The sequence below is a fragment of the Paenibacillus solisilvae genome (assembly GCF_042656405.1).
In the GTDB taxonomy this organism is placed as follows: domain Bacteria; phylum Bacillota; class Bacilli; order Paenibacillales; family Paenibacillaceae; genus Paenibacillus_Z; species Paenibacillus_Z solisilvae.
In genome coordinates, this window is sequence record NZ_JBHSOW010000045.1 from 46,268 (window position 1) to 68,539 (window position 22,272).

The 22,272-nt window shown below is 47.9% G+C and carries 20 protein-coding genes; 18 read left to right on the top strand and 2 right to left on the bottom strand.

Features of this window, described 5'->3' with window-relative positions:
* Positions 1-29 precede the first annotated feature (29 nt).
* The 3 genes from ACFPYJ_RS13530 (at position 30) to ACFPYJ_RS13540 (ending at position 3,055) form a co-directional block, all read left to right on the top strand.
* On the top strand, positions 30-2,213 hold the full coding sequence (locus tag ACFPYJ_RS13530) for a RelA/SpoT family protein (RefSeq protein WP_379188705.1): 2,184 nt from the start codon (positions 30-32) through the stop codon (positions 2,211-2,213).
* A gap of 28 nt (positions 2,214-2,241) precedes the next feature.
* Entirely contained in the window at positions 2,242-2,685 is a 444-nt protein-coding gene (gene dtd / locus ACFPYJ_RS13535) for a D-aminoacyl-tRNA deacylase (protein ID WP_379188679.1), read from the top strand.
* Positions 2,686-2,875: 190 nt separating this feature from the next.
* Positions 2,876-3,055: a hypothetical protein gene (locus ACFPYJ_RS13540; RefSeq protein ID WP_379188680.1), complete on the top strand. Its 180-nt coding sequence runs from the start codon at positions 2,876-2,878 to the stop codon at positions 3,053-3,055.
* Positions 3,056-3,435: 380 nt separating this feature from the next.
* On the opposite strand, the gene ACFPYJ_RS13545 is transcribed toward ACFPYJ_RS13540, so the two are convergent.
* Positions 3,436-3,711, bottom strand: coding sequence for a hypothetical protein (locus ACFPYJ_RS13545; protein ID WP_379188681.1), 276 nt, complete (start codon positions 3,709-3,711; stop codon positions 3,436-3,438).
* A 504-nt stretch (positions 3,712-4,215) separates the two neighbouring features.
* Here ACFPYJ_RS13545 and hisS point away from each other — a divergent pair.
* The 7 genes from hisS to ACFPYJ_RS13580 all read left to right on the top strand — a co-directional run bounded on the left by hisS (position 4,216) and on the right by ACFPYJ_RS13580 (position 13,437).
* Positions 4,216-5,469 (top strand): histidine--tRNA ligase, encoded by a 1,254-nt coding sequence (hisS, locus tag ACFPYJ_RS13550; RefSeq protein ID WP_379188682.1) that lies wholly within the window; start codon positions 4,216-4,218, stop codon positions 5,467-5,469.
* A 36-nt stretch (positions 5,470-5,505) separates the two neighbouring features.
* Positions 5,506-7,320: an aspartate--tRNA ligase gene (gene aspS / locus ACFPYJ_RS13555; protein WP_379188683.1), complete on the top strand. Its 1,815-nt coding sequence runs from the start codon at positions 5,506-5,508 to the stop codon at positions 7,318-7,320.
* A 102-nt stretch (positions 7,321-7,422) separates the two neighbouring features.
* Positions 7,423-8,175 (top strand): tRNA threonylcarbamoyladenosine dehydratase, encoded by a 753-nt coding sequence (locus tag ACFPYJ_RS13560; protein WP_379188684.1) that lies wholly within the window; start codon positions 7,423-7,425, stop codon positions 8,173-8,175.
* On the top strand, positions 8,175-8,837 hold the full coding sequence (locus ACFPYJ_RS13565) for a YdeI/OmpD-associated family protein (RefSeq protein ID WP_379188685.1): 663 nt from the start codon (positions 8,175-8,177) through the stop codon (positions 8,835-8,837). Before ACFPYJ_RS13560 ends, ACFPYJ_RS13565 begins: the two co-directional genes overlap by 1 nt.
* Positions 8,838-9,064: 227 nt before the next feature.
* Positions 9,065-10,414, top strand: coding sequence for an Nramp family divalent metal transporter (locus ACFPYJ_RS13570; protein WP_379188686.1), 1,350 nt, complete (start codon positions 9,065-9,067; stop codon positions 10,412-10,414).
* A gap of 123 nt (positions 10,415-10,537) precedes the next feature.
* Positions 10,538-11,848 carry a replication-associated recombination protein A gene (locus ACFPYJ_RS13575; RefSeq protein WP_379188687.1) on the top strand — a complete coding sequence of 437 codons (1,311 nt, stop codon included), beginning with the start codon at positions 10,538-10,540 and terminating at the stop codon, positions 11,846-11,848.
* A 269-nt stretch (positions 11,849-12,117) separates the two neighbouring features.
* Positions 12,118-13,437 carry a hemolysin family protein gene (locus ACFPYJ_RS13580; RefSeq protein WP_379188706.1) on the top strand — a complete coding sequence of 440 codons (1,320 nt, stop codon included), beginning with the start codon at positions 12,118-12,120 and terminating at the stop codon, positions 13,435-13,437.
* 86 nt (positions 13,438-13,523) lie between these two features.
* On the opposite strand, the gene mnmA is transcribed toward ACFPYJ_RS13580, so the two are convergent.
* Positions 13,524-14,624: a tRNA 2-thiouridine(34) synthase MnmA gene (gene mnmA / locus ACFPYJ_RS13585; RefSeq protein ID WP_379188688.1), complete on the bottom strand. Its 1,101-nt coding sequence runs from the start codon at positions 14,622-14,624 to the stop codon at positions 13,524-13,526.
* A gap of 253 nt (positions 14,625-14,877) precedes the next feature.
* Here mnmA and cymR point away from each other — a divergent pair, with 253 nt between their 5' ends.
* From cymR to ruvX, 8 genes are all read left to right on the top strand, one after another.
* Positions 14,878-15,297 (top strand): cysteine metabolism transcriptional regulator CymR, encoded by a 420-nt coding sequence (gene cymR / locus ACFPYJ_RS13590; RefSeq protein ID WP_379188689.1) that lies wholly within the window; start codon positions 14,878-14,880, stop codon positions 15,295-15,297.
* A 47-nt stretch (positions 15,298-15,344) separates the two neighbouring features.
* Positions 15,345-16,499, top strand: a complete 1,155-nt coding sequence (locus ACFPYJ_RS13595; protein WP_379188690.1) for a cysteine desulfurase family protein — start codon at positions 15,345-15,347, stop codon at positions 16,497-16,499.
* A gap of 15 nt (positions 16,500-16,514) precedes the next feature.
* Positions 16,515-17,063, top strand: coding sequence for a PRC-barrel domain-containing protein (locus ACFPYJ_RS13600; protein ID WP_379188691.1), 549 nt, complete (start codon positions 16,515-16,517; stop codon positions 17,061-17,063).
* Positions 17,063-17,257 carry a hypothetical protein gene (locus ACFPYJ_RS13605; protein ID WP_379188692.1) on the top strand — a complete coding sequence of 65 codons (195 nt, stop codon included), beginning with the start codon at positions 17,063-17,065 and terminating at the stop codon, positions 17,255-17,257. Before ACFPYJ_RS13600 ends, ACFPYJ_RS13605 begins: the two co-directional genes overlap by 1 nt.
* A 170-nt stretch (positions 17,258-17,427) precedes the next feature.
* The gene (locus ACFPYJ_RS13610) at positions 17,428-18,498 is read left to right on the top strand and encodes an AI-2E family transporter (RefSeq protein WP_379188693.1); all 1,071 of its coding nucleotides are present in this window, start codon (positions 17,428-17,430) and stop codon (positions 18,496-18,498) included.
* Between the two features lie 377 nt (positions 18,499-18,875).
* Positions 18,876-21,512 carry an alanine--tRNA ligase gene (gene alaS, locus ACFPYJ_RS13615; protein ID WP_379188694.1) on the top strand — a complete coding sequence of 879 codons (2,637 nt, stop codon included), beginning with the start codon at positions 18,876-18,878 and terminating at the stop codon, positions 21,510-21,512.
* A 49-nt stretch (positions 21,513-21,561) separates the two neighbouring features.
* Positions 21,562-21,825 (top strand): IreB family regulatory phosphoprotein, encoded by a 264-nt coding sequence (locus ACFPYJ_RS13620; protein ID WP_379188695.1) that lies wholly within the window; start codon positions 21,562-21,564, stop codon positions 21,823-21,825.
* A 29-nt stretch (positions 21,826-21,854) separates the two neighbouring features.
* Positions 21,855-22,271, top strand: a complete 417-nt coding sequence (ruvX, locus tag ACFPYJ_RS13625; protein WP_379188696.1) for a Holliday junction resolvase RuvX — start codon at positions 21,855-21,857, stop codon at positions 22,269-22,271.
* The last annotated feature ends 1 nt before the right edge of the window (position 22,272 follow it).

The window sequence follows — 22,272 nt, forward strand, 5'->3', positions numbered from 1 at the left end:
ACGATGCGCTTTTCCGGAAAGGGACATTCATGGGCATAGACCATTTACTCGATAAAGCATCAACCTACATGAAAGAACAAGATTTGAAGCGGATTAGTGAAGCCTATGAATTTGCCGACCAGGCCCATCACGGGCAGGTGCGTAAGTCGGGAGAGCCATATATTCTTCACCCTGTAGCTGTTGCGGAAATTCTCGTTAACATGCAGATGGATGTGCTGTCGATAATTGCTGCACTGCTCCATGATGTGGTTGAAGACACCACTGTCCCTCTGGAAGAGGTAAGAGCCCGTTTCGGAGAGCCGTGCGCAGCAGTTGTTGACGGACTAACCAAGCTTGAGAAAATTCAATTCCGTTCCAAAGAAGAGCAGCAAAATGAGAATTATCGCAAAATGTTTGTCGCGATGGCGCAGGACATTCGGGTTATTCTCATTAAGCTGGCTGATCGTCTGCATAATATGCGCACGCTGAAGTATCAATCCGAGGAAGCTCAGCGCCGTATCGCATATGAGACGCTGGAGATTTTTTGCCCAATCGCTCATCGGCTCGGGATATCCGCGATCAAGTGGGAAATGGAAGATATTGCGCTTCGGTATTTGAATCCGCAGCAGTATTACCGCATTGCCAACCTCATGAAGAAAAAACGTGTGGAGCGGGAGCAGTATATTAAAGATGTCATCAACCGGATTACAGAAAAAATGGAAGAAATGAACATTGAAGGCGACATCTCCGGCAGACCCAAACATATTTACAGCATCTATAAGAAAATGACGGCACGAAGCAAGCAGTTCAACGAAATCTATGATTTGCTTGCGATTCGGATCATCGTGGACAATATTAAAGATTGCTACGCGACACTAGGTATCATTCATACGCTGTGGAAACCGATGCCGGGACGGTTCAAGGATTATATCGCGATGCCTAAAGCGAACATGTATCAATCTCTGCATACGACCGTCATTGGACCTACAGGCGAGCCAACCGAAGTTCAAATCCGTACCTGGGATATGCACAGAACCTCTGAGTTCGGGATTGCCGCTCATTGGGCGTACAAGGAAGGTACTGTCGTACCGGGCGGATATTTTGAGGATAAAATGACCTTGTTCCGCGAAATTATCGAGCTTCAGCATGAAGCCAGCGATGCGTCGGAATTTGTGGAATCATTGAAAATGGATTTCTTCTCTGATCTCGTTTTTGTGTTTACGCCAAAAGGAGAAGTGTTCGAGCTACCGGCTGGTTCTGTCCCGCTTGACTTTGCTTATCGCGTGCATACGGAGGTCGGTAACCGGACAATCGGATCGAAGGTTAATGGTCGAATCGTGCCGCTGGATTACAAGCTCAAAACCGGGGATATTGTTGAAATTCTCACTTCCAAGCATTCCTATGGCCCAAGCCAGGACTGGGTAAAAATTGCGCAATCGTCGCATGCCCGCAGTAAAATCAAACAGTGGTTTAAGAAAGAGAAGCGGGAAGAAAACGTCGCCAAGGGCCGCGATTTGCTCGAGCGCGAGCTGAAGCGTCTGGCACTTGAACCATCCGCCTGGTTATCGGATGCCCAGCTGCAGGAAGCGGCTTACAAGTTTAATTTTAATGACATTGATGATATGCTCTCGGCCATCGGCTTCGGCGGTATTACAGCTGCGCAGATTTGCACCAAGCTGACAGAGAAAATGCGCAAAGAAGCGGAAGAAGCCAATCAGATTGAACTATCCAAAGAAATGAAGGAAGTTAAGACAGCGCCTGCTCTGCGGAAGACACGTCCGACTCACGGTGTTTCGGTTAAGGGTGTTGACAATCTGCTCGTTCGCTTCGCACGATGCTGTAATCCCGTTCCAGGGGATGAGATTATCGGTTACATTACGCGCGGACGCGGCGTGTCGGTCCACCGACTCGATTGCCAGAACCTGAGCGCAAGCACAGACGGTGATGAAGCCGCACGTGTCATAGAGGTCGAGTGGGAACAATCGGTGGAAGCGAATTACAGCGTCGATATTGAGATTACTGGCCATGATCGTCCTGGTTTATTGAATGAAGTGCTCCATGTCGTCTCGGAGAGCAAGACGAATATTTCAGCCGTATCGGCGCGTTCCGATAAGAATAAGGTTGCGATGATTCATATGGCGGTGCTCATTCGGAATATTGAACATTTACAAGCGGTTGTAGAAAAGATAAAACGTGTGAAAGACGTCTATACGGTCACCCGTATTATGCAATAACGTCGTCATCTAGAGAGGGTTCAAGAAGATGAGGGTAGTTGTCCAACGGAGCAAAGAAGCAGCCGTGACTGTTGACGGTCAATTAGTCGGTTCGATCGATAAAGGACTGGTTCTGTTAGTAGGAATAACACATGAGGATACAGAGGCAGATGTCCGATATATGGCTGACAAAATTGCAGGCTTACGGATATTTGAAGACGAGTCCGGCAAAATGAATCATTCGGTTGCCCAGGTAGGCGGGGCGATTCTATCCGTCTCCCAGTTCACCTTGTACGGAGACTGCCGGAAAGGCAGGCGCCCGAATTTCATGGCAGCGGCAAGGCCGGAACAAGCGGAGAGTCTATACGTGTTATTCAACGAAACACTTAGCAAGGCAGGACTTCACGTAGCGACCGGTCAATTTGGGGCGATGATGGATGTAACGCTCGTTAATTGGGGACCGGTGACATTAATTATTGATAGTAAAACCTAAGCTGTTCGGTCAAGAATCGGTTCTTACGTACCCGTTTGGCAAAATTGTACAGTGCAGGTGTTAGAATAGAGCGGACAGGCAACACTAGAAACCGTAGAGATTTATTCGAAGGCATAGCCGATACTCCGATGGCAGCATCGCAGCATCGGCAGGTAGCCAGCGAAACATCGGTGGAGGGAGCTTGCTTGTCATGCATCAATCACGCAAAGAGCAAGGGGTAGAGCGTTCATCACGCAGATTGATGAGCCCTGACCGCAGAGAAGCAGTCATCTTCTCGCAGCTTGAAGAAGACATAGAAGCCGCCGCAGAATGGTCCGGCGGCGGCCAAACCTCTAGAGGCCAAAGCCCAAGAGGACAAAGAAGCCTATAAACAGAGGGCGGCATATGCCGCCTTCTGTTTTATTTCGAAGGTTTTGGCAGTAGAGCGAATTTGTGCAACGCACAAGAAAGAATGCCAAAACCGGAATCTGGGCTGGGCTTAGTCTTCGCGCACAGCGAGGGCTTTTAGCTGAGCGCGCAGCGCGTTGCCCTACCTGCAGCGCAGGTTTTGAGCATTGGAACGACTTTTGTACGAAGTACAACGGGAGTACCAATGCCAAAACCGGAGTAACCGCTTTATTTTTTGTAATCTAACTGTAACTTATTTTCAATCTTCTTATAACATGCTCAGTCTATACTAGAACTCGACCCCCTTTTTTGAATATATTATTGATGGACCTACAACTTGTTTGTAGGTTTTTTTCTGTCTCCTTAGCTCACACTAAGGCTGATGAATGCAGATTGAAAGGGATTCGCCAATGAGAAAATACGGGGTGTTAGCAGCGGTGCCGGATGCTTTATCAGCAGTTTACGCACCACAATATCAGGGCTTGGTCCTAATTCCCGGAGTATTTCATCAATGCGGCAGTCCAATGACTTGTTAAGAGGATGTTGGATTTCTCGGTTTTCTGTATCTAAACTTGAGGACCATAGCTGATTAGAGGCTGCGCGATTATCTGTAGAATTGGATGATTGCTCTGTATTCATGTCGGAGATCCACTCCAATCCAAAGAGAATGATTGCACGTAATGTCTCCTTTAGTTATTTGTTATGCGGGTGTAAGAGCCCTTGACAGTTGAATGGCAGATCGATACAATGGATCTTATATTGTGTCGATCCATAGATGGGACCGTGTCGTTCAAAGGCACCCACACAGAGAGGGATTCCATGGGCTGTAAGAATCCTTGACGTGCATGAACGAACAGACTTCCCGGAGGACAGGCAGTGAACGGCATTCCGGTGTTACCTTATGCTGAGTAGCTGATCTGCGTAGTCAGGGCGTTAACCGATTAAGCGAATGAATACGGCTTTTTTGGGTATGTATGCATTCGAAATGTGGGTGGTACCACGGCAGCTTCGCATCGCGCAGCTCTCGTCCCTTTTGCCTTGGATAAGGCGGAGGACGGGAGCTTTTTTGATTTTATATCGCGTGTAAGGCTTTAAATGAGCAGAAACATTGGGTGATGCAAATAACTTTGAGGAGGGTTTTAGATGGGCTTTCAAAAGCCTCCGGGCACGCAGGATTTTCTGCCGGGCGCGGTAGAGAAGTGGCAGTTCGTCGAAAGCAAGGCGCGCGATATTTGCCGCCGGTTTAATTTTCGTGAAATCCGGACGCCAATGTTTGAATCGACCGACTTGTACAGACGGGGCGTTGGCGAAACAACCGATATTGTCGAGAAGGAGATGTACACTTTCACGGATCGCGGTAACCGCAGCCTCACACTCCGTCCGGAAGGAACGGCAGGGGCGGTTCGTGCATTTGTGGAGAATAAGCTTTACGGCGAGCCGGATCTGACAAAGCTGTATTACATCGGACCGATGTTCCGCTATGAACGCCAGCAGGCCGGACGTTATCGTCAATTTCATCAATTCGGTGTTGAAGCGTTCGGTGCCGTCGACGCTGCTCTGGATGCAGAGGTAATCGCATTGGGCTATACCTTCTATACGGAGGTAGGCTTGAAGGGCGTCCGCGTCGAAATCAATTCCGTCGGTACGCCTGAGGTTCGGGCAGTCTACCGGGACCGGTTACTTGCCTTCTTGGAGCCGAAGCGGGAAATGCTGTGCAAGGATTGTCAGTCACGTATGGATCGTAATCCGCTTCGGGTGCTCGATTGCAAGGTTGATCAGCATCATTTCGAGGGAGCTCCATCCATATTGGAAAGTTTGGATGAGGAATGCCGAACACATTTTGAAGCACTGCAAGTTCATCTCACAAGCATGAACATTCCGTATACGATTAATCCGAGGCTGGTACGGGGTCTTGATTATTATACGCATACTGCCTTTGAGTACAAGTCAGAAGGCATTGGCGCAATCGACACGATCGGCGGCGGCGGACGATATAACGGCCTTGTAGCTGATATCGGCGGACCTGATCAGCCTGGAGTCGGACTTGGTCTAGGGCTTGAGCGTACCGTTATGCTGCTTGAAAGCCAAGAGGTCCAGCTTGATGATTTGCATCGTGTAGATGTCTACTTGGTGGCTCTTGGTGAAGCCGCGGAGCGGGAGCTGACAGCCGTGCTGTATCAGCTTCGGTTGAAAGGCATTGCCGCTGAACGCGACTACCAGAGCCGCAAAATGAAAGCACAGATGAAATCAGCCGATCGACTGCAAGTGCGTTATACCGCTATTCTCGGTGATGACGAGCTCGCTCGCGGTGAGATTGCACTTAAGGATATGAAGTCAGGCGAGCAGCGGTTTGTACTGCTTGATAAGCTGGCTGAAGCCATCAACCAAGAACGATAAGATACAAACTATATCATAGAGGAGTCGACTTATATCATGATGTTAAAAACGCATTCTTGTGGAACGCTTACTAAAGCAGAGGTAGGCCAGACTGTAACGTTGAACGGCTGGGTCCAGCGCCGCCGTGACCTTGGCGGAGTCTTGTTCATTGATCTTCGCGACCGCACAGGCATTATGCAAATCGTATTCAACCCGGATTTCTCCGGTGATGCACTTGCAATCGCAGACCGTGCTCGTAATGAATACGTGCTCGCTGTCCGCGGTCAAGTCGTTGAGCGCGATGCAGAAACGGTTAACGCTAACATCGCTACCGGTGAAATCGAAATTCGCGTCACAGAGATTGAAATTATGAACGCGGCCAAAACACCGCCGTTCCCGATTGAAGACGGTGTGGAAGTGGATGAGTCGATCCGTCTCAAATACCGTTATCTGGATCTGCGCCGTCCGGAAATGCAAAAAACACTGCAGCTTCGTTCGAAGGCAGCGAAAATTTTCCGTGACTTCCTTGACGGTGAAGGATTCATCGATATTGAAACGCCAATTCTTACGAAAAGCACGCCAGAGGGCGCCCGCGATTATCTCGTGCCAAGCCGTGTTCACCCTGGCGAGTTCTTTGCACTGCCGCAATCCCCGCAAATCTTCAAACAGCTGCTGATGGTCAGCGGTCTGGAGCGCTACTATCAAATCGCACGCTGCTTCCGTGACGAGGATCTTCGTGCAGACCGTCAACCAGAATTCACACAGGTGGATATTGAGACATCCTTCCTTTCACAAGACCAATTGCTCGAGCTGCTTGAGCAGTTAGTAGCGAAACTTCTTCGCGAAACGGTTGGCGTTGAGCTTGAAACTCCGTTCCAGCGCATTACCTATGCAGATGCAATGAACAAATACGGTTCTGACAAGCCGGATCTGCGTTTTGGAATGGAAATGGAAGATATCACGGACATTGTATCAACAAGTGATGTGAAGGTATTCGCTTCCGTGTCCGCAAGCGGCGGAGTGGTAAAAGCGCTCAACGCAAAGGGCTGTGCGAGCTGGAGCCGCAAAGAGCTGGATGATCTTCAACCGTTCGCTGCACGTTATGGCGGCAAGGGCCTTGCATGGGTAACCGTTAAGGAAGGCGAATGGCGCGGTCCGATCGTGAAATTCTTCAAGCCGGCAGAAATCGAGGCATTGACTGAGCGTCTTGGCGTCCAAGAAGGCGACTTACTGCTGTTCTCCGCCGATAAGAAGAAGGTCGTAGCAGACGTTCTTGGCAACCTGCGCCTCAAGATCGGTAAGCAGCTTGGTTTGATCGACGAGTCCAAATTCAAATTCGAATGGGTCGTGGACTTCCCGCTTCTTGGGTATGATGAAGAAGCGAAGCGTTATGTGGCTGAGCATCATCCGTTCACACGTCCAAATGATGATGACATCGCTTTGTTCGGGACGGATCCGGGGCAAATCAGAGCGCAAGCTTATGACCTTGTACTGAACGGCTACGAAGTTGGCGGCGGCTCCATGCGGATATACAAACGTGAAGTGCAGGAGCTTATGTTCAAGGCACTCGGCTTCTCGGCTGAAGAAGCGCATGAGAAGTTCGGTTTCTTGCTGGATGCCTTCGATTATGGAACGCCTCCGCATGGCGGATTTGCTTTCGGTTTCGACCGTCTGGTTATGCTGCTTACGGGACGTACGAATCTGCGCGAGACCATTGCGTTCCCGAAAACAGCAAGTGCAACTGACCTGCTGTCCGACGCTCCTTCTGAGGTGGATATCTCCCAGCTTCAACAGCTGCATATCCGTACGCTTCCAAAGCCGGTCAAACAAACAGAGGCTGCCGCAGCTGCCGCAGCACCTCAAGGCAGCTAATTTATATCTATAAGACTTTCTAATAAATATGAAAAAGACCGGATGACAGAACAGACATCGCTGCTTGCGATGTCTGCTCTTTCTAGGAAGGAGGAATTGAACGTGCTGCATCAATTTTCGCGAACAGAACTTGCAATTGGTCCGGAAGGCCTGGAAATCATGAAACAAAGCACGGTTGCTGTTCTTGGTATTGGCGGAGTCGGCGGAATTGCCGCTGAAGCACTGGCGCGTACCGGTATTGGACGCATTATTCTGATTGATAAGGATGTCGTGGACATTACGAATGTCAATCGTCAAATTCATGCACTTACAACGACAGTAGGGCAGCCCAAGGCTGATCTGATGCGCGACCGCATTAAACTTATCAATCCGGATTGTGACGTAATATCGCTGCGGATGTTTTATACGGAAGAGACGTATGAGAAGCTCTTCGAATACCCGCTCGATTATGTGGTCGATGCTTCAGACACTATTATGTACAAGATTCATTTGATCAAGCAGTGTTTGGAACGCAAGATTCCAATCATCTCCAGCATGGGGGCTGCTAATAAGATGGATCCGACAAGATTCCAGGTTGCGGATATTTCCAAAACTTCTATGGATCCAATAGCAAGAGTCGTGCGCCAGAAGCTTCGTAAAGAAGGAATCAAGAAGGGCGTTAAAGTCGTTTTCTCAACAGAGGAGCCGCAAAAACCGCGTGAAGATGTCACACAGCGTATCGTTCCTGAGAACGCGCCGGAAATTCGCAAGGCCAAACAGCCTCCTGCAAGCAATGCGTTTGTTCCTCCGGTCGCAGGATTAATTATGGTGAGCGTGGTCGTTCGCGATCTGCTCGCATCGGGAGGACAAGATTGATGAATGCTGCATTAGTGAATAAATTAGGACTGACCCTGGACATGCGCATACTCGTCCTTGAGGCTCCAGACTCCTCCTACGAGGAAGATCTGGGTGTAAGTAAAGAGAATACCCGGTATGATTCGGCTAAAGACGGCACCTATGATTTCGTGCTGCTCTTCGCTTCAGATATCGCAAGTCTCAAAGAGCATGCTCCAGAAGCATTGAAGGCTGTGAAGAAAGAAGGTCTGCTGTGGATATGTTATCCGGAAGAATCTTCCAAAATTCGTACAGACATCAACCGTTTAAGAGGTTGGAGAGTGGTTACGGACGAGGGCTATGAGACGATTTCCATGATATCCGTTGACGAGACCTGGACGGCAAAACGTTTCCGCCTGGAAGGAACAGGAGCTCCTAAGGCAGCAGTGCGTTCCAATCGTACACCGATTACAGTAAACCGCAGCCTGCCGCCTCAGGAATTGACAGTTCCGGATGAATTGATTGCGGCGCTTACGCTTGAGCCTGCTGCGGATGCATTCTTCGTCGCACTGGCTCCGCTTGATCGCAGAGAATACGTGGACTGGATCAATGAAGCGAAGGATGAGGAAGCAAGAAACGAACGTATTACCGCCACTGTGGCGAAGCTGCTTCAGAAGCTTAAACGTCCTTCGGACAAAGCGTAATAAGATCCAATAGAGAAAACCTTGAGAGATCCGTGTAGAGAAGAGCATGAGTCGTGCCTTCGTCTAAACGGATCTTATTTTGCATATAGTTGACCTAACGAATAAAAGTTGCCTTTGACAAACTTTTTTGGTGGTGTACAATGAATATAGGAAACAATGGTCTAGGCGCTGCATACATGTAGGGAATAGATCATGTAGATAATGAAGTTAACTAGAGGTGATTGATGATGAGTGAGGAAACAGCTCCATTAGTGAAAGAACCAACAGGATGGCGCAGCGAAAGATCCCAATCCACCCTTCCTGAAGTATACAGATCGATGAAAATCCCAAAGACCGGCTCCTGGATTCGTAAATTTATTGCTTTTGCCGGTCCGGGCTATCTGGTTGCAGTGGGCTACATGGATCCAGGAAACTGGGCGACAGATTTAGCCGGTGGTTCGATGTTCGGCTATACGCTCTTATCGGTCATATTGCTCTCCAACCTGATGGCCATTCTGCTTCAGGCCTTAGCAGGCAAGCTTGGAATCGTCACAGGGCGTGACTTGGCGCAGGCATGCCGCGATCATTACAGCAAACCGGTTTCCATGATGTTATGGGGACTTTGTGAATTAGCAATTGCTGCATGCGACCTAGCGGAGGTTATCGGAGCTGCAATAGCGCTGAATTTATTGTTCAATATCCCGTTAATTGCGGGTGTTATAATAACCGTACTAGATGTTCTAATCCTTCTCTTGCTGCAAAACAAAGGATTCCGCTACATTGAAGCGTTAGTGATTATGCTGATCGTAACGATTGGCGGCTGCTTCCTGCTGGAGATGTTCTGGGCGAAACCCGAAGTGGCCGAGGTTATGAAAGGCTTTGTCCCAAGCGGTGAAATTGTTACAAATCCAGCTATGCTGTATATTGCTATCGGTATTCTTGGAGCTACAGTTATGCCGCATAATTTATATTTGCACTCTTCCATCGTTCAAACGCGGCAGTACGATCAGACGGAACTCGGCAAACGCCAAGCGATCAAATATGCCACTTGGGATTCTACCATTGCATTGTTCTTCGCATTATTCATCAATGCAGCGATTCTTATTATTGCAGCAGCGACGTTCCATACAAAGGGCTTGACGGATGTAGCTGAAATACAAGAAGCTTATCATCTGCTCGCTCCAATGCTGGGCACAACGGCTGCAAGTGTATTGTTCGGAGTAGCGCTGCTTGCTGCGGGGCAGAACTCAACACTGACCGGTACCTTGGCAGGCCAGATCGTCATGGAAGGTTTCCTTAACATCCGTCTCCCGGCGTGGCTCAGACGACTTGCTACACGTTTAATCGCCATTATACCGGCAGTTATTGTCACGGCCATCTATGGGCCGAGCGGAACCATGGATTTACTTATTCTAAGTCAGGTCATTCTTTCCTTACAGCTTTCCTTTGCTGTTATTCCGCTTGTTAAATTTACGAGTGATAAAGTGAAGATGGGGAAATTTGCTAATCCGCTGTGGATGAAATTACTGGCATGGTTCGTTGCTATTATTATTGCAGGGTTGAACATCATACTGCTTATTCAGACCTTTACCCAATAGTCGTTTCAAGTCAAAACCCCTTTCCTTCTCTTCAAGGAAAGGGGTTTTGTTGTCAGATTGGGGGCGGTTGTGGTGAAGGCGCATCCCGATGTGGTATGATACTATAAAAAAGGTAGTGCATAAATGGATTTATTTTCTTATCAGGAGGCTTCCGAAGCACCAAGAGCAAAGCTGCTTGCCGACCGTATGCGTCCAGAGACAATTGATGAGTATATTGGACAGGATGCGATCGTGGGTCCTGGTAAACTGCTCAGACGGGCGATAGAAGCAGATCAGGTTTCCTCGATTTTGCTGTACGGTCCGCCTGGCTGCGGTAAAACGACGCTTGCACATATTATATCCAAACGGACACAAGGTGAATTCGTTAAGCTTAATGCTGTTGAAGCCTCAGTGAAAGATGTACGCGCGGTCATCGATCAAGCAAGAATGAACAAGTCGATGTACGGGCGTAAAACCATCTTGTTTCTGGACGAGGTGCACCGCTTTAATTCTTCCCGTCAAGATGCGCTTTTGCCAGCTGTTGAGCAGGGGATCATCATATTCATTGGAGCGACAACTGAGAATCCGTTCCACTATGTGAATGGCGCGCTATTATCCCGTTCTACCTTGTTCCAGCTTGAAGCCCTTACTCGCATTGATGCGCTTGAAGCGATGCGCCGGGCGCTTGCAAATAAGGAACGAGGGCTTGGCTTCATGGACCTTCATATCGAGGACGATGCGCTTGCGCATATCGCAAGTATGGCTGGCGGCGATATAAGAAGAGCGCTTAATGCTCTGGAGCTCGCTGCGGTTACTACGCCATCCAAGCCTGATGGTTCGGTTCATATCACGCTTGAGATTGCGGAGGAGTCGATCCGAAAGCCGACGATTCGAGCGGATGAGTCAACGCAGTACGATGTGCTGTCTGCCTTTCACAAGAGCGTCCGTGGATCAAGTGATGCTGCTCTCTTCTGGTTCCTGTATGCCGTAGAGAAGCTCGGGATGGACCCGATGACCTTTGTACGAAGACTCATTGTCGCATGCAGCGAGGATATCGGTCTTGCCAATCCGCAGGCTATGGTGCAGGCTGTGACGGCTATGGATGCTTATCATAAGATTGGCTGGCCGGAAGCGAAGTATAATATCGCACAAGCAATCCTGTTCGCGGTCGAAAGTCCGAAATCTAATGCGGCGGCGGCAGCAATCGGCAATGTGAGGGGCACAATTGAAGCCATAGGCTCTGCTGAAGTGCCGCTGCACCTTCGGGATACTCATTACAGCGGAGCAGAGAAGCTGGGACATGTGGGGTATAAATATCCTCATGACTATCCTGAGCATTATGTGAAGCAGGTTTATTTGCCTGACACAATCGCGCATAAGTCGTTTTATAAGGCTACACAGCAGGGGATGGAGGATAAGATAAGGCAAAATCAAGAGCGAAGAAAAAACAAATAATACAGAGAACGATACAAAAACAGCCGCAGGAGTAAGCAAATAGCGCATAAAGGGCTGCCTTAACCGAATAAACATAATTAAAGACCAAAAACAGCGTAATGCAAGGATCCGCTCGTTTGACGTAAAGATCGGCTTCGACTAATGTAGTAATATAAACATTTTTTATAATTTTCAGTTCCAGAAGGAGGTGCACCTGTCGTCGTTGTGGTCGTCATAAACGGTGAACGGCAGACAGGGAATCGTTGAATAGTGACCCGTTACCCATATTGATGAATGGTATTTTAATTTTGCTGCTCGTCTTTCTAAACGGCTTTTTCGTTGCCGCGGAGTTTGCTATGGTGAAAGTAAGAAGCAGTCGTATTGACTTGCTCGTCTCAGACGGTAATGCTCGTGCCCGTTTTGCCTTAATGCTGACCAATAACCTGGATGCCTATTTATCAGCTTGTCAGCTCGGGATTACACTTGCTTCCCTTGGCCTTGGTTGGATTGGGGAACCGGCTATTAAAGACTTGATTGAGCCTTGGCTGCTCAAGCTTGGTTCGAATGAAGCAGTCATTGAAACGATTTCCTTCATAATTGCATTCTCGATCATTACACTCCTTCACATCGTACTTGGGGAGTTGGCACCGAAAACAATCGCAATACGAAAGTCAGAAGAGGTCACGATGTGGACAGCAATTCCGCTTATCGTGTTCCGCAAAATAATGTACCCATTCATCTGGTTCTTAAATGGCACGGCAAATTGGCTGCTGAAACTGATTGGGATTGAACCAGCCTCCGAGCATGATTCTGCCCACACGGATGAAGAAATTCGGATTCTCATGAAAGAAAGTCACAAGTCCGGCCTAATCGATAATACGGAATTAACGTTGATGGACAATATATTTGATTTTGCAGAAACCCATGCACGCGAGATCATGATCCCCCGGACCGAAATGATCTGTTTGTATGTGAATCTTTCCTTCGAAGAGAACAAAGCCATTGCGCTTAAGGAAATGCATACACGATATCCTGTCTGTGCGGGAGATAAAGATAATATTATCGGCTTCGTCCATATCAAAGATATGTTGAAGGTAACCGGCCTTGCCTCGGCGGATCTTCGCCAAATCATGCGTCCGATAACGACCGTTCCTGATTCCATGCAAATCAGCTCGCTCCTTAAGCTGCTGCAGAAGAAAAAGACTCAAATCGCACTGCTTATTGATGAGTACGGCGGGACCTCAGGTTTGGTAACGCTTGAGGACATCATGGAGGAAATTGTCGGGGAAATTCAAGATGAATTTGACGAGGAGCGTCCGGACATTGAAGTAAGAGACGATGACTCGCACTCCATTAATGGACTTATGCTTATTCAAGAAGTGAACAGTTATTTCGGAACCGATATCGAAAGTGATGACTATGACACGATTGGCGGTTGGATGTATGCTCAGATTGAGATTACGCCGACACGGGATCAGAAGGTTTATCATCCTGGAGGATTTGAATTTATCGTAGAAGAAACGGATAATCTGCGTATTTCTCGCATTTTACTGAGAAAACGTGAAGCGGACGAGAACAGAGAAGAAGAGTATCAAGCCGAAACCGGCTAAATGCTTATTCATAGAATCGTGAACCACAATGATAAAGCCTCCTTCATCCAATATGGACGAAGGAGGCTTTATTGTGGAAGCAACCGCTATGCTTGATGTACAATATCGATTGTACCTCCTCCAAGGCAGACATCGCCATCGTAGAAGACGACAGCCTGACCTGGAGTAATCGCCTTTTGCGGCTTATCGAACACAACTTCTGCTGTTGTGCCATCTTCTTTGAAAGTTAAAGTAACGCCTTGATCAGGCTGGCGGTAACGAAATTTAGCCGTAACCTGAATCGAGCCTTCCGGACGCTTGGGTGAAATCCAATTAACGCCGGTTGCCGTTAAGCTGATGGAATACATACTCGGGTGCTGGTCGCCCTGCACCACATACAGAATGTTTTCCTTTAAATCCTTGGCAGCAACGAACCACGGCTCACCGTTACCGGATCCGCCAATGCCAAGACCTTGACGCTGTCCAAGTGTATAATACATGAGTCCGTCGTGGCGGCCTTTGGTTTCGCCGGTTTCGATGTCAATCATAGCACCGGGCTGTGCAGGCAGATAACCGCTAAGAAACTGTTTGAAATTGCGCTCGCCTATAAAACAAACGCCTGTGCTGTCTTTCTTCTTCGCCGTAGCAAGTCCGAACTGCTCCGCAATCCTTCTGACTTCCGGTTTGGGAAGATGACCGATTGGGAACATAGCCTTGCGGAGCTGGTCCTGATTCAGAGCGCTCAGGAAGTAGGTTTGATCCTTATTCGAATCTTCACCGCGCAGCAGTTTGGTCTCGCCGCCGGGCAATCGTTCCAAGCGGGCATAATGGCCTGTTGCCAAATAATCTGCACCGAGATCTACAGCCTTGCGCAGGAAATCACCGAATTTAATTTCACGGTTGCACATAACATCCGGATTCGGAGTACGCCCCAAGCGATATTCGTCCAGGAAATACGTAAATACTTTCTCGAAATAAGCTTTCTCAAAATTAACCGTATAGTAGGGGATACCGATCTGGTCACAGACGCGGCGCACATCCTCCGCATCCTCTTCAGCCGTGCATTGACCGAATTCATCAGTATCATCCCAGTTCTTCATAAAGATGCCGATTACATCATAGCCCTGCTGCTTGAGAAGCAGCGCGGTTACAGATGAATCCACTCCGCCGGACATACCGACAACAACACGAGTGTTTGCATTACTCATTATTTGTTCACCACCTTGATTAATCCAACAATAAGCCGTCAATAATCCTGATCGATCGAATTTTGCGCTTAATTTCTCTATTGTAGCATAATCTGAACAACTTTTTCATGGAAAGGACAAGCTTTTTTCACCAAAACCGTCTGCAGTATGTTAACATATATATGTTATGGGAATACAGTGATTTAGAAGCATGTACATAGCAGCAGCATCCTAAATAGCGAGATACAGTTTCTTTGGAGAAGAGGTGTCACAGTTGAAAATATCAACGAAAGGCCGTTACGGCTTAACAATTATGATGGAATTATCAGTGAAATTCGGCGAGGGACCTACGTCCCTAAAGAGTATAGCAGAGCGTAATCAATTATCCGAACATTATCTGGAGCAGCTGATCGCACCGCTTCGCAATGCAGGGCTTGTTAAGAGCATCCGCGGCGCTTACGGAGGCTACGTTCTTTCTCAAGATCCGGAAACCATCACTGCCGGTGATGTCATTCGTATTCTTGAAGGGCCGATATCGCCTGTTGACTTTACGGAAGAGGACGACCCGGCAAAGCGTAACCTTTGGCTGAGAATTCGAGACAGCATTGCGGGCGTACTTGACTCCACAACACTTGCAGATCTTGTGAATTACAAAGAAGAAGGTCAATCAGACTCCTACATGTTCTATATCTAAGCGTTATAACGTATTAGTGGACGTACGAGTAAGTAAGGATGATTACAATGAAACGATACTACTTTGATCATGCAGCTTCAACACCGATGCATCCGGAAGTTGCGCGCGTGATGCTGGATATATTAACGACAACGGTCGGAAATGCTTCGAGCATTCACAGGTTCGGACGCGAAGCCCGTCAATTGCTAAACCAAGCTCGAGATAAGATTGCAGCCGGAATCGGCTGCTCTCCTTCCGAGCTTATATTTACTTCGGGGGGTACGGAGAGCGATAATACGGCGATTGTCGGTATTGCCAGAGCGGGCCGCAAACGAGGCAAATCTCATATCATCACATCTGCGGTTGAACATCACGCCGTTCTCCATACCTGTGAGGCACTCGAACGGGAAGGGTTCCGGATAACCGTTCTTCCAGTAGATGAATACGGGCAGGTTTCCACAGCAGATGTGGAAGCTGCTGTAGAACCTGACACTGCATTAATCACCATCATGTACGCCAACAACGAGACCGGAACGATACAGCCGATTGAAGAGATCGGCCGTATCGCCCGGTCTAATGGTGTTATATTTCACGTTGATGCTGTACAGGCAATGGGGCTTCTGCCGATTAATCTGCGCTCACTGCCTGTTGATCTGATGAGCTTCTCTGCTCACAAGATTAATGGTCCTCAAGGGGTTGGTGCTTTGTATGTCGGCAGGCAAATTCTATTGGATCCGCTGCTTAGCGGCGGGACACAAGAACGCAAGCGGCGCGCTGGTACTGAAAACGTTGCCGGAATTGTCGGATTTGCCAAAGCGTTTGAACTTTCTGTGAATTTAATGTCAGAGAGGAAACTTTTCTTAGACAAGCTTCGTTATACATGGATAGAGAGGCTGCAAGAGCTAGTGGATCAAGAACGAATCGTGCTAAACGGTCATCCTTCGGATCGGCTGCCTCATATTGTGAATCTCAGTTTTATTGGCGTCGATACGGAGACGCTGCTTATGAATTTAGATCTCGAGGGTATTGCTGCATCCAGCGGATCGGCCTGCACGGCAGGTGCACTGGAGCCTTCTCATGTATTGCGTGCGATGAGAATATCACAAGAACGATTATCTTCTGCAGTGCGATTCAGTTTTGGTTTGGGGAATACTACCGATGAGCTCGAACAAGCGGCAAAAAAAGTTGCAACTTTTGTAAACCGTGTTCGTAATAATTCCTAGGAGGACCTCCTACCGGTGATACGACTTCAGCATGTGATTGGACTTCCTGTTATTGAGATGGGTGCCGGCAAACTTGTCGGACATGTGAAGGATGCTTGGTTTGATGAGCATTGGCGGTTAGACGGTATCGTTTTAGATGCTGGCAGAAGGTTTCTGACGGCTATGAAAGCAGTTCTTTGGAGCGACGTACTAATATGCGGGGAAGATGCGGTTCTCATCCTGAATGAAGCCTCGATCCGCAAGACGAAGATAGCCGAAGTTCAGCGTTCTTTTCATACCGGCACCATACGTTTGAAAGATTTACCCGTTGTAACGGAACACGGTGAACAACTTGGCCGAGTGTCAGATGTTTATTTTGACGATTTACAGGGTACACAAATAGTAGGTTATGAATTGACAGACGGTTTTGTGGCGGATTTGATGGAAGGGCGCAGATGGCTCCCGGCTCCGCTGAGCTCCGATGATGTCATGCTTGGGGAAGATGTGATTATTGTTCCGGCCGGCAGTGAAGCTAGTCTGGAGCAGGTCACTGCTTCTGATTCGGATATAGGGAGAAATGTGTAATGAAATGCCCAAATTGTAACTCGAAAGATATCGGTAAAATTGGATCGCACCAGTACTATTGTTGGGGCTGTTTCATTGAATTGACTGTGAACGGGGAGAAAATGTCCGTTTATCAAGTCGAAGAAGATGGTACGCTCAGCTCGCTTGATGATTTGTTCTTTGAAGATGAAATGCCGCAAGTCCACGCAAACTAATAGAATGAACGAAAAGCGGTGTTATTCCTTTCGGGATAACACCGTTCTTTGTTATTTCCTGCTAATTGCCACGGCTCTTCAAAGCTGGCTCCAAATCATTCCGGGATGATTTGTCCTAGGTTTACATATACTGAAACAAATGGACAATCATTAAATGAGGGGGGAGAGCCGTGGATAGATTTACGAATAACCGACTGTTTGCATGGTTGGTTTATATCATTCTAGGACTAGTTTCGCTTTATTTGCTGTTGCTGCTCAAGCCGGTAATTACACATATCTATATCTTTCTGCGCGCGGTATTAGCCCCTTTTCTCATCGCGATGATTATTTCATATGTACTTAACCCTATTGTGAGCCTGCTCAACGAGCGTAAGGTACCTCGTACCATCGCGGTGCTGCTTATATATGCGGTATTCTGCGCATCATTGACCGTCGTGCTGGTCAATGCGATTCCGATATTTCTTGAGCAGCTGCAGGAGCTTAACCGACATATGCCCGACCTGACAATGAGGGCGCAAAACATCGTGAATGATTTGAATAACTCTTCGTTTCTGCCGGAGAGTATCCGCGGAGGGATCAACAACTCTCTGTACAAGCTGGAAAAGCAAGCTTCGGATTCGATATTTAGTTTTGTGAACAATATTGGTGCGATGATTAATGTTCTTTTTATTGCTTTTATCATTCCTTTCCTCGCGTTTTATATTTTGAAGGATTTTGAGGTCTTTGAACGAACGCTGCTCACTTATGTGCCGAAGTCCCATCGAAAGCATGCCGTTCGGCTGCTGAAAGATATTGATAATGCGCTTGGCAGTTATATCCGGGGCCAATTTCTTGTATGTCTAATCGTAGGCATATTGGCTTACATCGGATATTTAATTGTTGGAATGCCGTATTCGCTTCTCCTGGCAAGCGTTGTCGCGGTCACGAACATCATTCCTTACCTCGGACCTTTCTTCGGTGCAGCGCCGGCTCTTGTTGTGGCATCCACCGTTTCATTCAAAATGATGCTGATGGTTGTTATCGTGAATACGGCCTGCCAGATCCTTGAAGGCAATGTTATTTCTCCTCAGGTGGTTGGGCGGACACTTCATATGCACCCGCTGTCGATCATCTTCGCGCTGCTCGTGGGAGGGGAGTTAGCCGGGATTGTCGGGATGATTTTGGCAGTTCCGATATTCGCAGCAATCAAAGTTATCCTTCAGCATATGTTTGCGTATTATGTTAGAAGAAAGACTATTTGACATTATCCTGTCTGTCTCGATATACTAATGATAATTACGCCAATTGCATGATATGAAATCGAGGATGAAACTTAAGTACAGCCATAGCCCGCCAATCAGAGAAAGAATTTCTTCGTGACTGCCTGCAGTTCACGTCGGCTGTGAAAATTCTTATGGTGAAGAATGGCCGGAAGCTGGTTTCGGAGTGTGAATGAAATTCACCGGATGGGTCCGTTAACGCCTGCATGAGGAGATTGCCGATGGAAGTTAAGCTGCGGAAGAAGCAGTGACGACTGGCTGGGCAATAACCAGGGTGGTACCGCGAATCATTCGTCCCTGTTTTTTGGGGGCGTTTTTTTTATTTCTGCATTTATCGACTAATGGGGGTTTGAATCACTATGAAAGCAAGTGAAATCCGTTCCAAGTGGCTCGCTTTTTTCGAAAGCAAAGGCCACAAAATCGAGCCGAGTGCTTCATTGGTTCCGCATAATGATCCTTCGCTGCTCTGGATCAATGCAGGCATGGCACCGCTAAAAGCTTACTTTGACGGGCGGGTGAAGCCGGAAAATCCGCGTATTGCCAATTCACAGAAATGTATCCGGACTAATGATATCGAGAATGTCGGCAAAACCCGCCGGCATCACACCTTTTTTGAAATGCTCGGTAACTTCTCGATTGGTGATTATTTTAAAGAGGAAGTCATTACATGGGCATGGGAATTCATGACGGATCCAAAGTGGATCGGCTTTGACCCGAACCGCTTGTCTGTAACTGTATTTCCTGAGGACGAGGAAGCGTTCCGTTTCTGGAATGAAAAAATCGGTCTGCCTGCAGAGCGTATCTATAAGCTGGAAGAGAACTTCTGGGATATTGGTGAGGGCCCATGCGGTCCATGTACGGAAATTTTTTATGACCGCGGCGAGAAATATGGCGACTTGAACGATCCGGAATGCTGGCCCGGCGGTGAAAATGAAAGGTTCCTTGAAGTATGGAACCTCGTGTTTTCGCAATATAATCATAATAAAGATGGAAGCTACACACCGCTGCCAAATAAAAATATCGATACAGGTGCCGGACTTGAACGGTTTGCTTCGATTTTGCAGGATGTGGATTCGAACTTTGACACCGATCTGTTCCAGCCTATCATTCAGCGCACCAGTGAAATCACAGGCTTCAAGTACAATGTGAATGAAGAGCATGATATTGCTTTCAAGGTAATTGCGGATCATATCCGTACGGTAGCCTTCGCCGTTGGTGATGGCGTCATGCCATCTAATGAAGGAAGAGGTTATGTCATTCGTCGCCTCCTAAGACGCGCCGTCCGTTATGGGAAAACATTAGGTGTCGACCGTCCGTTCCTTCATGTGCTAGTAAAGATTGTTGGCGATATTATGGGCGTTTACTATCCGGAAGTCGTCGAAAAACGCGAATTCATTGAGAAGGTCATTCGTACAGAGGAAGAACGTTTCCATGAGACACTCTCTGACGGCCTTGCACTTCTTGCTGAACTTGTAGCTGGTGCCCGTTCTGCCGGGGAGCAGCAAATCAGCGGTCAAGATGCATTCAAGCTGTATGACACCTTCGGATTCCCGTTCGATTTGACTGAAGACTATGCTTCCGAGCAAGGTATGACCGTAGACCGTGAAGGCTTTGATGCTGCAATGGACGAACAGCGCGTGCGTGCCCGGGCTGCCCGCCAGGATACAGGAAGTATGAACGTACAGGGCGGACCTTTGGCTGAATTCACTGCGAAATCTGAGTTTATCGGCTATAATGATCTCGTTACTGAGGGAGCTTCGATCCTTGCTATTGTTGAAGGCGATGCTTTAGTCGAATCTGCAGCTGTTGGCAGTCAAGTGCTAGTACTGCTGGACCGTACCCCTTTTTATGCAGAAAGCGGAGGCCAGATTGGTGACAATGGCGTTATAGCAGGCAGCGGATTCACATTAACAGTTGAGGATGTAACGAAAGCGCCTCACGGCCAGCCTGTTCATCATGCGTTTGTAACAAACGGAACCGTCCGTGTAGGTGATTCCGTTCAAGCGGCAGTAACTGCACAGACAAGGGAAGATATCATTAAGAACCACACCGCGACACATTTGCTTCACCGCGCGCTTAAGGATGTTCTCGGCGAGCATGTTAATCAAGCGGGATCTTTAGTGAATGCAGACCGATTGCGGTTCGATTTTTCTCACTTTGGCAGTATTACCCCTGAAGAGCTGGTTGATATCGAGCGTCGTGTGAATGAGCAAATCTGGCGCGGAACGCAGCTTTCAATTGGGTATAAGTCGCTTGCAGAAGCAAAGGCGATGGGTGCTATGGCGCTTTTCGGTGAGAAATACGGCGATGTTGTACGTGTCGTTCAAGTTGGCGATTACAGTCTTGAATTATGCGGCGGCTGTCATGTCACAAATACGGCCCAGATTGGGCTGTTCAAGCTGATTGGAGAGAGCGGAATAGGCTCTGGCGTTCGCCGGATAGAAGCTGTTACAGGTCGTCATGCCTATCTCTTCATGGATGGACAGCTGGAGCTTCTCAAACAATCGGCAGCACTGCTAAAATCAAATGTAAACGACGTGCCAAAACGCATAGAGGCGCTTAACCAACAGGTGAAGGACCTTGGCCGTGATAACGAATCCCTTCAAAGCAAGCTTAGCCGAATTGAGGCAGGGTCGCTTGAGACTCAAGCGAAAACAGTCAACGGAATTACTGTATTGGCCGCAGAGGTTCAAGCACCCAATATGGATGCGCTTCGCGGTATTGTTGATGAGCTGAAAGCAAAACTTTCAGAGGCCATTATCGTCTTAGGAGCAGTTACGGAGGACAAAGTTAATCTTGTCGTTGCTGTTTCGCCTGCACTTGTGAAGCAGGGCTATAACGCCGGTAAAATTATTAAAGAAGCGGCTGCAGCTTGCGGCGGAGGAGGCGGGGGCCGTCCGGATATGGCTCAAGCAGGAGGCAAGGATCCTTCAAAATTAAAGGATGCACTCCAAATTGCTGAAGAACTGGTTCTAAAGCAGGCAAATGTGATATGATACAGGTATAAAAAGGCTGTTAATTGACTTGGAAAGTGAGGTGCTGGCGATGAATTCCATGGATAAGACAATGAAATTCGACGTGAAGGCGGAAGGAGTAGAGGCTTCTTCGAGAGAAATAATGTTATCGGTATACGATGCGCTGCTCGAGAAGGATTACAACCCTATCAACCAGATTGTTGGTTATTTATTGTCAGGAGATCCCGCATACATTCCACGGCATAACAACGCCAGAAGTTTAATCCGCAGAAAGGAACGAGACGAGCTGATTGAAGAACTCGTACGCTCCTATTTAAGTCAGCACCGCAACTAAACCTTTGATGAAATGAGGCCGCCTTATTCATGCGTCTTATGGGATTGGATTATGGCGACCGAAGAATCGGTGTAGCCGTCAGCGACGCATTTGGCTGGACCGCGCAAGGGCTTGGAATCGTGGAGAAAAGACGCGATAACGGCGAGGTTGAAGCGATTGAGAAGCTGGTTAAGGAACATGAAGTGAGTGAAATTGTAGTCGGTTTACCTAAAAACATGAATGGCACCATCGGTCCGCGTGGCGAAATTTGCATCGCATTCGCTCAACATTTACAGCAAAAACTAAATGTACCCGTACACCTTTGGGACGAACGGCTAACGACCGTTGCTGCAGAGCGAACCCTGCTTGAGGCTGACGTTAGCCGTAAGAAGCGAAAGTTAGTGGTGGACAAAATGGCGGCAGCGCTCATTTTGCAAAATTATCTCGATTCTAAAACGAAAAGGTGAG